This is a genomic window from Nocardia aurantiaca (assembly GCF_009708175.1).
GTDB classification, from domain to species: domain Bacteria; phylum Actinomycetota; class Actinomycetes; order Mycobacteriales; family Mycobacteriaceae; genus Nocardia; species Nocardia aurantiaca.
Window position 1 is genome coordinate 267130 of record NZ_WMBB01000004.1, and the last position, 14386, is coordinate 281515.

Annotated in this window: 13 protein-coding genes; 5 read left to right on the forward strand and 8 right to left on the reverse strand. The window is 68.2% G+C overall.

Annotated elements, in window-relative coordinates; translation table 11 throughout:
* Window positions 1-449: 449 nt before the first annotated feature.
* Window positions 450-1094, reverse strand: a complete 645-nt coding sequence (locus GLP40_RS09980; protein WP_230329417.1) for a class F sortase — start codon at window positions 1092-1094, stop codon at window positions 450-452.
* Between GLP40_RS09980 and GLP40_RS09985 the strand changes: the two genes are divergently transcribed.
* A complete protein-coding gene (locus GLP40_RS09985; RefSeq protein WP_154787555.1) occupies window positions 1094-2371 on the forward strand; it encodes a hypothetical protein in 1278 nt (425 codons plus the stop codon). The two genes, GLP40_RS09980 and GLP40_RS09985, sit on opposite strands and share 1 nt — an antisense overlap.
* Here GLP40_RS09985 and GLP40_RS09990 read toward each other — a convergent pair.
* The 4 genes from GLP40_RS09990 to GLP40_RS10005 form a co-directional block, all read right to left on the reverse strand.
* The gene (locus GLP40_RS09990) at window positions 2316-2939 is read right to left on the reverse strand and encodes a VOC family protein (protein WP_154787556.1); all 624 of its coding nucleotides are present in this window, start codon (window positions 2937-2939) and stop codon (window positions 2316-2318) included. The two genes, GLP40_RS09985 and GLP40_RS09990, sit on opposite strands and share 56 nt — an antisense overlap.
* A gap of 49 nt (window positions 2940-2988) precedes the next feature.
* Complete coding sequence (locus tag GLP40_RS09995) at window positions 2989-3939, reverse strand: lysophospholipid acyltransferase family protein (RefSeq protein ID WP_230329418.1); 951 nt, start codon at window positions 3937-3939, stop codon at window positions 2989-2991.
* Between the two features lie 6 nt (window positions 3940-3945).
* The gene (locus GLP40_RS10000) at window positions 3946-4794 is read right to left on the reverse strand and encodes a GNAT family N-acetyltransferase (protein WP_154787557.1); all 849 of its coding nucleotides are present in this window, start codon (window positions 4792-4794) and stop codon (window positions 3946-3948) included.
* A 641-nt stretch (window positions 4795-5435) separates the two neighbouring features.
* Window positions 5436-6731: an NAD(P)/FAD-dependent oxidoreductase gene (locus GLP40_RS10005; protein ID WP_154787558.1), complete on the reverse strand. Its 1296-nt coding sequence runs from the start codon at window positions 6729-6731 to the stop codon at window positions 5436-5438.
* A gap of 114 nt (window positions 6732-6845) precedes the next feature.
* Here GLP40_RS10005 and GLP40_RS10010 point away from each other — a divergent pair, with 114 nt between their 5' ends.
* Window positions 6846-7706: a LysR family transcriptional regulator gene (locus GLP40_RS10010; protein ID WP_328289998.1), complete on the forward strand. Its 861-nt coding sequence runs from the start codon at window positions 6846-6848 to the stop codon at window positions 7704-7706.
* A gap of 17 nt (window positions 7707-7723) precedes the next feature.
* Here the strand turns inward: GLP40_RS10010 and GLP40_RS10015 are convergent, their stop codons facing one another.
* The 3 genes from GLP40_RS10015 to GLP40_RS10025 all read right to left on the reverse strand — a co-directional run bounded on the left by GLP40_RS10015 (window position 7724) and on the right by GLP40_RS10025 (window position 10511).
* Window positions 7724-8338 carry a hypothetical protein gene (locus tag GLP40_RS10015; protein WP_154787560.1) on the reverse strand — a complete coding sequence of 205 codons (615 nt, stop codon included), beginning with the start codon at window positions 8336-8338 and terminating at the stop codon, window positions 7724-7726.
* Between the two features lie 390 nt (window positions 8339-8728).
* Complete coding sequence (locus GLP40_RS10020; RefSeq protein ID WP_154787561.1) at window positions 8729-9688, reverse strand: electron transfer flavoprotein subunit alpha/FixB family protein; 960 nt, start codon at window positions 9686-9688, stop codon at window positions 8729-8731.
* Window positions 9689-9725: 37 nt separating this feature from the next.
* The gene (locus GLP40_RS10025) at window positions 9726-10511 is read right to left on the reverse strand and encodes an electron transfer flavoprotein subunit beta/FixA family protein (RefSeq protein ID WP_154787562.1); all 786 of its coding nucleotides are present in this window, start codon (window positions 10509-10511) and stop codon (window positions 9726-9728) included.
* A 191-nt stretch (window positions 10512-10702) separates the two neighbouring features.
* Here GLP40_RS10025 and GLP40_RS10030 point away from each other — a divergent pair, with 191 nt between their 5' ends.
* From GLP40_RS10030 to GLP40_RS10040, 3 genes are read left to right on the forward strand one after another with little or no spacing between them, the layout of a single operon-like run.
* Window positions 10703-11485, forward strand: a complete 783-nt coding sequence (locus GLP40_RS10030; protein WP_154787563.1) for a class I SAM-dependent methyltransferase — start codon at window positions 10703-10705, stop codon at window positions 11483-11485.
* On the forward strand, window positions 11482-13044 hold the full coding sequence (locus GLP40_RS10035; protein WP_154787564.1) for a 1,4-alpha-glucan branching protein domain-containing protein: 1563 nt from the start codon (window positions 11482-11484) through the stop codon (window positions 13042-13044). The genes GLP40_RS10030 and GLP40_RS10035 overlap by 4 nt, the downstream gene beginning before the upstream one ends.
* A 37-nt stretch (window positions 13045-13081) precedes the next feature.
* Window positions 13082-14344 (forward strand): glycosyltransferase family 4 protein, encoded by a 1263-nt coding sequence (locus tag GLP40_RS10040; RefSeq protein ID WP_154787565.1) that lies wholly within the window; start codon window positions 13082-13084, stop codon window positions 14342-14344.
* Window positions 14345-14386 lie beyond the last annotated feature (42 nt).

The window sequence follows — 14386 nt, forward strand, 5'->3', positions numbered from 1 at the left end:
GAGTGGATCCCGTCGATCCCCCGCCCGCCACCGACCAGAGGGCACTCTGCACAGCGTGCGTCCGGCGGCTTTACCCTCACGAACTGAGCATGTTCAGATTGGCTCATCACCGCCTCATCGGACACGATCCGCCGGATTGGCTGAGTAATTGCATTGCGGCCCTGCATATTCCGCGATGCTATGGAGGTTCGGAGCCCTACAGTCTCCCCGCCGATGACAGGTCGGGGACCCACCGCGAGGACTGCGCGAAGGGGGCACAGCCCTCGCGGAAGGGTTGCGCCCGGAGGTCGGTTGAGATGATCAAGGTCTTGCCATGTCCGATATGGTGCACCGCTCGCCACCGGCCCGGGACACGGCCGCCGGGCCCTGTGGCGCTCGGCGCGAACGCCGCAGCGGCCCGGTCGGGAGACCGGGCCGCTGCGGCGGATGCCCGCCGAGATCGGGAGTGCCTAGGTCACCGAGTCGAGGGAGGAGAAGACGACCACGTTGGACTCGTAGCTCTTGGTGGCCTGGTCGAACTGGCCGCCACACGTGACCACCTGCAGCGTCGCGCCGCCGCGCGCACCGAAGACGAGCTGGTCCGGGAACTGGGACTTGAGGTACATGCGGACATCGGTGACCTTGAAGTGCGCGGTCTTGCCGTCCGCGCGGGTCACGTCGATCATGTCGCCGGGCTTGACCTTCTTGAGGTAGAAGAACACACCCATGCCCTTGTAGGAGTCGACGTGGCCGAGGATGACCGCCGAGCCTTGCTCACCCGGCGCCCGGCCCTGCTGGTACCAGCCTGCCTGCTGGTAGTCGGCGGGAACCTGGACCGAGCCATCGGCATTGAGCCCCACCGAGATCAGCGAACCCTGGGCCTTGATCGAGGCGATGTTGAACGACACCGGAGTCGACCGGCTGATCGCCGCCGCCGTCTTCACACCGCTGGCCTGGGCCGCCGCGGTGGTCGTGCTCGTCGCCGGATGGGTGGCTGCCGACGAGGAGCAGCCCGCCACCAAGGACAGGGTGATCGCCGCCGCGGCGGCGAGAGCACCGAACAGTGGCCAGCGAATTCGAGGCGCCCTCATGATGTTTCGGCCCGCGGTGGTCATTGCGCGCTCACCTGGGCGGCCATGCCGCCCGCGCCGGTCTCGGGCGCGCCCTTGGGGATCACGTATCCGCCCGGCGGGATCTGGTCGGTGACCGCGGGACCGCCCACGATGCCGGTGGTCGCGCCCACCGGAATGGCCATGCCCTGCGCGGTGTCCGCTCCGGCCGCGGCGGCTCCGGCGGTCACCAGGTCGATACCGCCCAGCGCGTCGCCTCCGATACTCGTGTTCCCGCCGACCTGGACGCCACCACCCGCGTTCCCACCGGCCTGCACGCCACCTCCCACCTGCACGCCACCACCGACGTTCCCACCGGTCTGCACACCCCCGCCGACCTGGACGCCACCACCGACGTTCCCGCCACCCTGCGTATCCCCACCGACCTGCACACCACCACCGGCGTTCCCACCGGTCTGCACACCACCACCGACCTGGACGCCACCACCGACGTTCCCGCCACCCTGCGTATCCCCGCCGACCTGCACACCACCACCGACATTCCCGCCACCCTGCGCATCCCCACCGTCCTGCACACCACCACCGGCGTTCCCACCGGTCTGCACACCACCACCGACCTGCACACCACCACCGGCGTTCCCACCGGTCTGCACACCGCCACCGACCTGGACGCCACCACCGGTGTTCCCACCGCCCTGCGCATCCCCGCCGACTTGCACACCGCCACCGGCATTTCCACCGGTCTGCACACCGCCACCGACTTGCACACCGCCACCGGCATTTCCACCGGTCTGCACACCGCCACCGACCTGCACACCACCACCGGCGTTCCCGCCCGGCGTCGCGCCGGGGCTCGGCTGAGTGGACGCACCGGCATTGCCGCCGCCCCCGCCTTGCGCATCGATGCCCACTTTGACGCCGCCATCACCGATGCCGACGTCGACACCGAGACCGATGCCCGGCGCGGGGGTCGTCGGGGTGGGGTCTGCGACGGCCGATGGCGCCCATACAGCAACTGCGGCGGCGACTACCACCGCGACCGGGAATGTCCTTGCCGACATTGTCAATTCGCTTCCAGCCGTTGTTGTTCGATTGCCTCCCCGTCGGCTGGATCGCGTCCCGCGTTACCGGCAAGTCACCTCGCATCGCGAAAACTATGCCGATTCAAGCACTTTAGAGACTGGACGTTTGACCAAACCCCTAACCGAATGCACCCCACCGCGCGAAAATCCCCTAATTCACCCGCCGATACGACTGCCGGACGGGTCATCGGGCAGCGGGCTGCGGCGCGGCCTCCCAGGCGAACCCGTCCGGATCGGTGAAGGCCGCGCCGCCGCCGATGATCAGGCGATGGGAACCGGTCCCGTCGGAGGACACGCCCGCGTCCTTGGCCAGGGCGCGCCGCTTGTAGAGCGCCAGCTTGATGGGACCGGAGCCGGTATCGAACTCGACGTACATCGGGCCGAAGCTCTTCGAGACCGGCAGGCCGTGATCGACGTAGAAGCGCTTGCTCGCAGCGATATTCGACACGCCCAGCAGCAGCACCATGGAGTCGAAACGCTTGACCGCCGGACCGGTGTTCTTCTTCGAGGAGGTCGCGACCTTCCAGATCGCGCCGTCCGGAGCCTGCACGACGCCGCCGTAACCCCACATCGACTTGGCCGCCGCCTTCAGCGAGGTCGCCCCGGCGGCCAGCGCCGCGTCGAGGTAGGCGTCGGCATCGGCGGGCTGCGCCACGGTCAGCGACAGCGTGTAGCCCCGGAAGCCGGTCGTGGGCTCCTGTGTGGCCCGAAACCGCAGCTGCGAGTCCAGGCCGAACGCGGTGCGGTAGAACTCGGCCGCGGCTTCGGTGTCCGCGACGTCAAGGGTGATGTTCTCGATGAAAGTCATGTCAGCAACGCTACGGTCGCGCTGCTGACCAGCGCTTCTCGATTCCTGATCAGTCCGTGGCGACCCGCTGCACGGCTGCCCGGCGGACCGCGCCGGTGCCGATGGCCTCGAGGTGCTCGGTGCCGTGGATGACGTCGCTGAAGGCACGGGTGACGGTATCGCCCTCCAGCGCCTGCTCGCAGCGGCGGGCCAGGTCGTGGCGGTCGGCGCCGGGGAGCAACTGGGGTTGCAGGGTGACCTCGGCGACGACGCCCTTGGAACGTAGGACGCGGCGGAACGAGTCGGCCAGGGAGTCGATGCCGACGAAACCGGGGATCGTGGACAGTTCGCCCGTCCGATCCAGATAGCGCAGGCGGATGGGCTGCACCGGGGTGTCGGCGACGATGGCGGCCTGGAACAGCGCGGGCCGAAGAGTGCCGCGGGCGCGGCCGCACCAGGTGGTGCCCTCGGGGAAGAAGGCGACTCGGTCACCGGCGGCGAGGCGGGCGGCCATGGTCTCGATGACCGACGGTAGCTGGCGCAGGCGTTCGCGCTCGATGGGAATGACGCGGACGCGCTTGGCGACATCGCCGAGCATCGGCCACTCGACCAGGTCGGCGCGGGCCACGAAACCCATCGGCTCGACGACGGTGAGGGCCACGATGTCGGTCCAGCCGACGTGGCGCGCCACATTCAGGATGCCGCCCTCGACCCGATCCTCGGGGGCGCGGTTGTCGATGATGCGGACGCGAATCCCGCAGCAGGCCAGCAGGGCTCGCGCGTAGCGGCGCTGCAGTCCGGCGCGGCGGCGGCGCGGGGTGGCGACGTGCGCGACCGGGAAGCTCAGCAGGACCCCGGCGATGCCGAGGACCCGCGCCGCCACCCGGAGCGTGCCCGCCTCAGCGAGCGAGTCGACACACGAAGTGCCGCAGGGGCTGTGGGGCATCCAGGCGTGCGCCGACGCCTCGGCCGGCGGGCACGAGAGCGAACCGGTGTCGGGGGAGAGCAGTGCGGGCATCATGGGGCATCACCGGGCATCCAGGCTGTTGGCCGCGCCCTGCAGGCGCTCCAGGTAGCGGGTGTTGATGGTCTCCAGACCGAGCAGTACGACGAAGTCGGCCACTGCGAAGTCCGGGTCGTGGGCGGGCTCGCCGCAGATCTGCGCGCCCAGACGCAGGTATCCGGTCAGCAGCGGCGGCAGCTTGGGGCGGGCCGGGGCGTCCAGCTCGTCGAGGGTGCGGCCGTCCACCATGACCGGGTTGTACGGGCGCACATGGCGTTCGGTCTCCAGCGCATGCTTGCGCAGCAGCATGTCGCGCACACCGCGCACGTTCACGCCGGGCTCGTCCTCGGGCGTCATCCGCATCGGCACCGAGACGCAGCCCATCACCCAGTCGTATCCGGTGAGCTGGATGTAGTGCAGGATGCCGGCCCACATCAGGGTCAGCACCGAGCCGTTGCGGTGATCGGGCACCACGCAGGCACGGCCCATCTCGACGATCCGGTGTCCGACCGGATCCAGTGCGGCCAAGTCGAATTCGGTGGCGGTGTAGTAGCCGCCGGCGGCGATCGTCTTGTCCGGGGGCAGCATGCGGTAGCAGCCGACGAACTGCTCGGTGAGCTCGTCGCGCACCAGCAGGTGATCGCAGTGCTCGTCGAAACGGTCGGCGTCCAGGCCGGTTCCATTGTCGGGGATGGTGAATCCCGGCTCATTGGCGAACACCTGGTACCGCAGCCGCTGCGCGGCCTCGCGGTGCTCGGCATCGGAGGAGACGACCAGGGAGTACTGGGACCGTCCGGTGGTGCGGGGCGCTTCCGGGGCGGGCTTCGACGCGGCTGCCAGCAGGCTGGAATTCGACGCTGCCATGGTGGTCATAGCCTTGATCAAGCCAGTCCCAGACTGCGCTGGAGCGACCGCCGGATTACCTGTCGATGCCAGTCCGGTGAACGCGACGCAGACCGCACCTGGAATTCATCCGACCGCCTCGCACCGTTCTCTACCAGGACAAATGCTCGTATCCCGGCCGGGTACCGGCGGCGTCGGAAGACGTTGCGGCGGGCCCGGATCCGGGCCCACGAGCGGTCTGCAACGCGGAAGAGGCCAGACTACGCCACCGCTGTCGGGCCTTGCATCGCGGGGTCGGCTTCCGCAACGACATTGGGTCAGTTCCGGAAGAGCAACGCGGAATCGCCGAATTCGCGCCAGACACAACCGGAGTTGAGCGCCACCCGGTTCGCCTCCCCATCGTGAAAGCTGAATCTCAGCTCAGGTCAATGACTTTTCACCGGAGGCGATGAACTGGTGACGCGCCGAAGCGCTCCGGCCCGAAGCGCGTTCGAGCCGGAGCGTTGTGCGGAATGGTCACGCCCATCGCGGATCAGGCATTCTCCCGAGCGAACCTGCGCGGCACGACCGGGATCAGCGGCAGCGAGACCACGCTGTCACCGGTGTCGCGCAGGAATGTCATGACCGGTCTCTTTCCCGGAACCAACGCCTGGTCAGCGGCGCGCAGCGGGTCAGGCCGCTATCCGCGCCTTCTCCCGAGTCGTTGCCAGAGGGGCCTTTTCGACCTCGTTGAAGCCCGGGCGGCCGCTGCCGATGAAGGCCACCAGCCACGACAGCACCGCGGCCAAGCGGTTGCGGAAGCCGACCAGGTAGTAGATGTGCACCGCTAGCCACGCCACCCAGGCGACGAAACCGGTGAACTTCACCTTGTCATTCAGCTTGGTGACCGCGCTGAAGCGGCTGATCACCGCCATCGAGCCCTTGTCCCAGTACCTGAACGGCGTAGCCGCGGGCTTCTTGCCGCGAATGATGTCGGCGACGTGGCGGCCCTCCTGCATAGCTACCGGCGACTGACCCGGGTAGCCGTTGAGGAAGGTCATGTCGCCGATGGCGAAGATGTCGGCGTGGCCGCCGACGGTGCAGTCGGGGTTGATGAGCAGGCGTCCGGCGCGGTCGGTTTCGCAGCCGGTGGCGTCGGCCAGCACCTGGGCGAAGCCGCCGGCCTGCACGCCCGCCGACCACACCACGGTCTCGGCGGCAATGCGGCGCTCCACGCCGTCCTTGCTCTTGACGGTGACCTTGCCGTCCTCGATATCGGTCACGAAGGTGTCGACCAGAACGTCGACACCGCTGCGCTCCAGCGACTCCTTGGCGTACTCCGACAGGCCACCGCCGAAGGGCGGCAGCACAACGCCCGCACCCTCCACCAGGGTGACCGTGTCCTCCTGGCGGTAGTACCTTTTCGCGAGTTCCTTCAGCTGACCCGCGACCTCGACCCCGGTCGCGCCGGCGCCGACCACCACGAAGCTCAACAACCGGCGGCGGGTCTCCGGGTCAGCGTCCTTGGCTTGCTCGAAGACACGCTCGATCTGCGCGCGCAGGTTGCGGGCGTCGTCGATGGTCTTGAGCGAGAACGTCTTGTCCGCGAAATCGTCGCGGCCGAAATACGATTGGCTGGCGCCGGTGGCGGCGATGAGCTTGCCGTACCGGATCCGACGCGGCCCCTCGGGTGTCTCATAGGTGAGCACCGCGTTGGCGGCGTCGACCGCGGTGACCTTGCCCAGGCGGGTCTCGCCGTTCTTGTGGTTACGCAGGATGTTCTTGATGGGCGGTGCGATCTCGTCCGAGGCCAGCACACCCGTCGCTACCTGATAGAGGAGTGGCTGGAAGAGGTGCTCGGGCGTACCCGAGATCAGGACGTACCGGACCCCCGACTTGTTCAGCTGCTTCGCGGCAGCGAGACCACCGAAGCCCGATCCGACGATGACGACATCAGCGGTTTCGATCCCCGCATCCACGTGTTGCATGACAGCACTCCCTTCCGTCATGACTAACCGTAATTCGGAACGTGGTTGTTCCAGGGGTCAGGGCGCATAATCAAGATGACTCTTATCTACGTTGATCATGAATTGGGGAATGCCGTGGAGCTGCGCCAACTGGCCTACTTCGTGGCGGTCTGCGAGGAGCTGAGCTTCAGCCGGGCCGCGAGCCGTTGCTTCATCTCGCAATCGGCTATCAGTCACCAGATCGCCCGGCTGGAACGCGACCTGGGCGTCAACCTCTTCGAACGCTCCACCCGGTCGGTCGTTCCCACCGACGCGACCACTCGGCTACTTCCCCTTGCGAAACAAATGCTGAGCCTGGAATCGGCCATTCGCGCAGCTGTACGAGCCTCCGGCCCGCGCATTCGCCTGGCAGCGAATATGAGCTTCGCAACTAGATCACTCTCCGCCATCGCGGGCGCGCGGGAGGCGCATCCGGGCGCCGAGATCGAATTCGTCATCAAGCCCTTCCGGCAGCGGATCCAGGCGGTGGCGGATGGCGACTGTGATCTTGCTCTCATACGAGGCAGCGTGGACCAGCCCGGGCTGACCGTCGAGCAGCTCTGGGTCGAGGATCCCGTCATCGCCACCTCCACCGCGCATCCGCTCGCCATGCGCGGCGGCGATGTCACCCTCACGGAATTGGGCGCCTATCCGCTGCTGCTCCCACCGGAGTCGGAACAGGTCCTGCTCCACAATGTGGTGCGGGCCGCCTTCGCCGATCTGCCGACCGGTCCGGTCTTCGGCCCGCCTATCCCGCCGGATCACACCGCCACCATGGAACTCATCAACCGGCCCGACGCCTGGACCATCCTCTACGCCGACAGCCAGACCGAGGGCATCGCCACGCTGCGCCTCACCGGCCACCCATTGCGCATCCCGGTCTCCGCCGTCACCCGCACCGAGGGCCGCCGCTCCCCCATCGTGACGACCCTGCTCGCCGCACTTCATTGCGCCTGAAGCGTCGCACTGCTCCGTTACAGGCGGATGATGCGCATCCCGGTACTGGCATCGCCGCCCGCCTCTACGCCCGAGTCCCCAGCCGGGTCCTCATCGCGGGCGGTTCCCGATTGCTCGGGTTCCGCACTCGCGGCTGGTTCCGGCGCGGCAGGCCGGGCCGGTTCGGGGACCGAAGTCTCGTGAACGGTGCGCCAGAGATGGGTTCGTCCATCGGTCACCAGGAGGGCCGTCACCGTGCGACTCCCGGTTTTCACCGCGCCGATGCGGTTCTCCGCGACGAAGCGGACGACGATCAGCTGTCCGCTACGTGCGATCTCTTGCACATCGGAGACCTCGATCTCCACACCCGCCATCACATTCCGGGCCGACCAAATCCCCGCCAGGAACGTCTCGCGATCCACCGTCTGGCCGGTCGTCACCACGGAGGTGAAGCGCTCGTCCAGTGCGCCCGAGATCCGGTCGAACACCTTCGGCGGCGCATCCGAGCCGAGCCATTCGGCCAGGTCGAAATGCAGTGCCGTGATGATGTCCGCCAATTCGACGCCGTCCGCGCCGAAACCAGCGGTCTCATAAGCCTTTTCGGGGGCGGGCTCCTCGGCCCGCCATCGCCGAGGATCGAATCGCCCACGCACCGGCCCAGCGTGCCCGACCCCCGCCGCTCGGGCAACCGCGAGCGACGGGGTCGGCGACATCGATCATCGGTGAGTTCAACGAGATCTATCGGCCACGGCAGCCTCGATTCGATATCCGACCGCCGGGAGCGATCGACGGTGATGATCTCCAGTCGAAGTACCGGCTCACCGCCAGAATTCCGGCATTCGCGCACGTCTCCCCCCGAATGGCAATGTCCCCCGGCCGATTCCGGCCGGGGGACATTCGAGGTTGCCTACGCGACAACTGATGCGGTGAGTTGGCGGTACCCACCGCGTACGGGCTGACCCGACCACCGCGTCGGCGAGTCGGCAATGCGACGTCAGCCGCGCCCAGCCGGTCCGCCAACAGGCGCGCAGCGGCGGATCAGCCTAGCCCTTGTGGGCCTTGACCGCCTCGGTCAGCTGCGGGGCGACGTTGAACAGGTCGCCGACGATGCCGTAGTCGCTGATCTCGAAGATCGGGGCCTCTTCGTCCTTGTTGACGGCCACGATGGTCTTCGAGGTCTGCATGCCGGCGCGGTGCTGGATGGCGCCGGAGATGCCGAGGGCGATGTACAGCTGCGGGGAGACCGTCTTACCGGTCTGACCGACCTGGAACTGGCCCGGGTAATAGCCGGAGTCGACGGCGGCGCGGGAGGCGCCGACGGCGGCGCCGAGGGCGTCGGCCAGCGGCTCGACGACCTTGCCGAAGTTGTCGGCCGAACCGACACCACGGCCACCGGAGACCACGATCGCGGCCTCGGTCAGCTCCGGACGGTCGCCACCCACGATCGGCTCACGCGAGACGACCTTGGTGACGCCCTCTTCCTGGGCGGGCAGCTCGACGGCGACCTTCTCGCCGGCGGCGGCCTGCGGTGCGGCCTCGATGGCGCCCGGGCGAACCGAGATGACCGGGACATCGCCGGTGGCCTTGGCATCGACGGTGAACGCGCCACCGAAGATGGAGTGCACCGCCGAGCCGTCGCCGTTCACGGCGATGACGTCGATCAGCAGACCGGATCCGATGCGGGCGGCCAGGCGACCCGACACCTCCTTGCCCTCCGCGGTGGCGGCGACCAGGATCGCGGCCGGGGCGGCGGACTCGGACAGACCGGCGAGCACGTCGACCTTGGGGGTGACGAGGAAGCCCTCGGCGTCGTCACCCTCGGCGACGTAGATCTTCTCGGCGCCGGCGGCGGCCAGCGCGTCACCCAGCTTGTCGGCGGTGCCGGGGGCGGCGACCACGACGGCGGCCGGGGTGCCCAGCGAGCGGGCGGCGGTGAGGAGTTCGGTGGTGACCTTCTTGGGCGCACCTTCAGCGTGCTCGACGAGCACCAAAACTTCTGCCATTTTTCTATCTCCTGAAAGTCGTTGGGCCCGGGGGCAATTAGATGATCTTCTGTCCGACCAGGTAAGCGGCGATCTGGTTGCCGCCCTCACCCTCGTCGACGATCTTCTCGCCCGCCGTGCGCGCCGGCTTCGGGGTCACACCGGTCACCTGGGTGCCGGCGTTCGCAACGCCCACGGTCTCCGGGTCGACGCCCAGATCCGCCAGGGTGAAGGTCTGAACTTCCTTCTTCTTGGCGGCCATGATGCCCTTGAAGGACGGGAAGCGCGGCTCGTTGATCTTCTCGGTGACCGAGACGATGGCCGGCAGGGTGGCCTCGAGCTTGAACACGCCCTCGTCGGTCTCACGCTCGCCCGCGATGCGCTCGCCGTCGACGGTCAGCTTGCGCAGGTGGGTCAGCTGCGGCAGGCCCAGGTACTCGGCGATGATGGCCGGAACGGCGCCGGCGCGACCGTCGGTGGCCTCGTTGCCCGCGATGACCAGCTCGATGCCCTCGATCTGGCCGAGAGCGGCAGCCAGGATGTAGGCGGTCTGCACGGCGTCGGAGCCGTGGATGGCCGGGTCGTTGATGTGGATGGCCTTGTCCGCGCCCATGGAGAGGGCCTTACGGATGGCCTCGGTGGCCCGGTCGGGGCCCGCCGCCAGCACGGTGACCTCGCCGCCCTGCGCCTCCTTGATCAGCAGCGCCTCCTCGACGGCGCGCTCGTTGATCTCATCGAGGATGGCGTCGGCGGCCTCGCGGTCGAGAGTGTAGTCACCACTGGTCAGCTTGCGCTCGGACCAGGTGTCGGGAACCTGCTTGATCAGTACGACGATGTTCGGCATTGGTCTTCGTCGACCTCCTGTTCTGGTGGCACGGGGTATGGCGGTCGCACGATTGATGGCCGTACGTCCACAAGTAGCTCGTCCGGGAGATTACCCTACGTTAAGTTACTCGTGGGTAACTTAGCGTGTGACTTTCCACATCGGCTGATCCGGTCGCGGGTGTGATATGGACAACCACTAACGTCGGAGCAATGAGCGAGGCCGTGAGTCCAGTTGAAAACCCCACCGATCCCTTGCCTTTGACCGGCGAGCGGACTGTGCCCGGCATCGCCGAGGAAAACTACTGGTTCCGGCGGCATGAGATCGCCTATGTGCGCCTGCTGGAACAGTGCGAGGGAAAGGTCGTGCTCGAGGCCGGCAGCGGAGAAGGCTACGGCGCCAATATGATCACCGAGGTCGCGGCACGAGTCATCGGCCTGGACTACGACGACAGCGCCGTCGCGCACGTGCGCGCCAAGTACCCGCGCGTGGAGATGGTGCAGGGCAATCTGGCCGAGCTGCCGCTCGACGACGCCTCGGTCGACATCGTGGTGAACTTCCAAGTGATCGAGCACCTTTGGGACCAGGCGCAGTTCCTGAGCGAATGCCTGCGGGTACTGCGGCCCGGTGGAAAGCTGCTGATCTCCACGCCGAACCGGATCACCTTCTCCCCCGGGCGCGATACGCCGCTCAACCCTTTCCACACGCGTGAGCTGAACGCCGCGGAGATGACCGAACTTCTCGTCGACGCCGGTTTCACCGTCGAGCTGATGGCGGGCATCTTCCACGGGCCCGAACTGGCGGCGCTGGACCAGAAATGGGGCGGGTCGATCATCGACGCCCAGATCGAGCGGGCGCTCGCGGGCGAGCCGTGGCCGGCGGATCTGGCCGCGGACGTGGCCGCCGTGCGCATCGACGATTTCGAGCTGCTCGCGGACTCCGAGCGCGACATCGATGCCAGCCTGGATCTGGTCTCCATCGCGGTGAAACCATGAACGACAACGCCTCCCCGGTGCCGGGCCAGTTCAGTCTGGTCCTGCACTCGCATCTGCCATGGCTGGCCCATCACGGGCGGTGGCCGGTCGGCGAGGAGTGGCTGTACCAGTCGTGGGCGGCGTCGTACCTGCCCGTGGCGAAGGTGCTGAGAACGCTTGCGGCCGAAGGGCGTTCGCACCTGATCAGCCTGGGGATCACGCCGGTGCTGGCGGCACAGCTGGACGACCCGCACTGCTTGAAGGGCATGCACCATTGGCTCGGCAACTGGCGGCTACGCGCCGACGAGGCGTCCATGGCGGGCAATACCGCGCTCGGTGTACACGAACATCGGCTCGCCACAGCGGCTCTCGACGACTTCGAGACGCGGTGGATACACGGGGCGTCGCCGGTGTGGCGGGAACTCATCGACGCCGAGGCCATCGAGCTGCTGGGCGGGCCGCTGTCGCATCCCTTCCAGCCGCTGCTGGATTCGCGGCTGCGCGAATACGAGCTGATCGAGGGACTGGCGGACGCCCGGGCGCGCTGGGGGCACACCCCCGCGGGCATCTGGGCCCCGGAGTGCGGATTCACGCCGGGGATGGAGCGGACCTACGACCTGGTCGGCATCTCGCACTTCATGGTGGACGGCCCCGCGCTGCGCGGTGACACCACACTCGGACGGTCGGTGTGGGATTCGGATGTGGTGGCCTTCGGGCGTGATCTGACGGTCAGCTACCGGGTGTGGTCGCCGAAATCCGGGTACCCGGGGCAGCCCTTCTATCGTGATTTCCATCACTATGATCACGCCACCGGACTGAAACCGGCGCGCGTCACCGGCAAGACCGTCGCGGGCCCTGACAAGGCACCTTACGATCCCGAACTCGCCGCCGCGGCGATCGAGAAGGATGTCGCGGACTTCGTGGCGACGGTGCGGGAACGGCTGATCTCAGAGTCGGAACGCATCGGTCGCCCGGCGCTCGTGGTGGCCGCCTTCGACACCGAATTGTTCGGGCACTGGTGGCACGAGGGCCCGCAGTGGCTCGAACAGGTGCTGCGCGCGCTGCCCGAGGCCGGGGTCACCGTCGGCACGCTGGCCGACGCCCGCGCCCGCGGCTACGTGGGCGAACGCGTCGAATTGGCCGACTCCTCCTGGGGTTCGGGCAAGGACTGGCGGGTGTGGGCCGGGGACCAGGTGGCCGATCTGGTCGAGCTCAACGCCGAGGTGGTGCGGCTGGCGCTGGACACTCTCGACAAGATGCGCGTGGACGCCACGGGACTGCGCGATACGGTTGCCGACCAGCTGCTGCGCGAGGCGATTCTCGCCGTCTCCAGCGACTGGGCGTTCATGGTGTCGAAGGATTCCGCGGCCGGATACGCGCGTGACAGAGCCCATCAACACGCCCACGCCGTGCGCGAGATCGCCGCGGCGGTGTCCGCAGGGCAACTCGCCAAAGCGGAGCAGTTGGCGGCAGGATGGTACGCGGCCGACGGACTCTTCCCCGCGCTCGACGCGCGCAGGCTCGGCCCCGCTTCGGCGGGAGCGACGGACCCGGAGGAGGCAGCTTGCGTAACCACGTAGGGGCCCGCGGACGCCGCATGGATACAGAAGGACCCGTATGAAGATCTTGATGGTGTCGTGGGAGTACCCACCCGTCGTAGTCGGTGGGCTGGGCCGCCACGTCCATCACCTCGCCGTCGAGCTGGCCGCCGCCGGGCACGAAGTCGTCGTGCTGGCGCGCCGCCCGATGGGCACCGATGCCACCACCCACCCGACGCACTCCTTCATCGAGGAGGGCGTGCTGGTGGTGGCGGTCGCCGAGGATCCCCCCGCCTTCGACTTCGGCGAGGACATGCTGGCCTGGACGCTGGCCATGGGACACGCCATGGTGCGGGCCGGTATCGCGCTGCACAAGCCGGGCATCGGCGAGGGCTGGACGCCGGAGGTGGTGCACGCGCACGACTGGCTGGTCGCGCATCCGGCCATCACGTTGGCCGAGTATTACGACGTGCCTTTGGTTTCCACCATTCACGCCACCGAGGCGGGCCGTCACAGCGGCTGGGTCTCGGGTCGGGTGAACCGGCAGGTGCACTCGGTGGAGTGGTGGCTGGCGCACGAGTCCGACGCCCTCATCACGTGTTCGGAGTCCATGAAGGACGAGGTGCACCGGCTGTACGGGGCCGAGCGGGTGCCGATGACGGTGATCCGCAACGGTATCGACGTGGGTGCGTGGACCTTCCGCGAGCGCGCACCCCGCTCCGGCCCGCCGCGCCTGCTCTACGTCGGCCGCCTGGAATACGAGAAGGGCATCCAGGACGCCATCGCCGCCCTGCCCCGCATCCGCAAGGCGCACCCCGGCACCACCCTGACGGTCGCCGGTGTCGGCACCCAATTCGATTGGCTCCGTGAGCGTGCCCGCGCCCACCGCGTCGCGCGCGCGGTCAGCTTCGTCGGCAAGCTCGACCACACCGATCTGCTCGGCTGGCTGCACAGCGCCGACGCCATCGTCCTGCCCAGCCGCTACGAGCCCTTCGGCATCGTGGCCCTGGAGGCCGCGGCCGCCGGCACCCCGCTGATCACCTCCACCGCGGGCGGCCTCGGCGACCTCGTGACCGACGGCGTCACCGGCGCCTCCTTCGAACCGGCCGATGTGAACGGCGTTGCGGAAGCGGTCATTTCGGTCCTCGATGACCCCGCCGCCGCCCAGGACCGCGCATGGGCGGCCCGCGAACGCCTGACCGCCGACTTCGCCTGGGACGTCGTCGCCCAGGAGACCACCCTGGTCTATCAGGGCGCCAAGCGCCGTGTCCGCAATCCGCTGGGCCGCCCGGTCATCGCGGAACGTCCTCTCCCCGAACGGGATCCGAACCAGCCCCACTGAGCCACCCCGGCTCGAATTCGAACGGCACACCCCTGCGCCTCG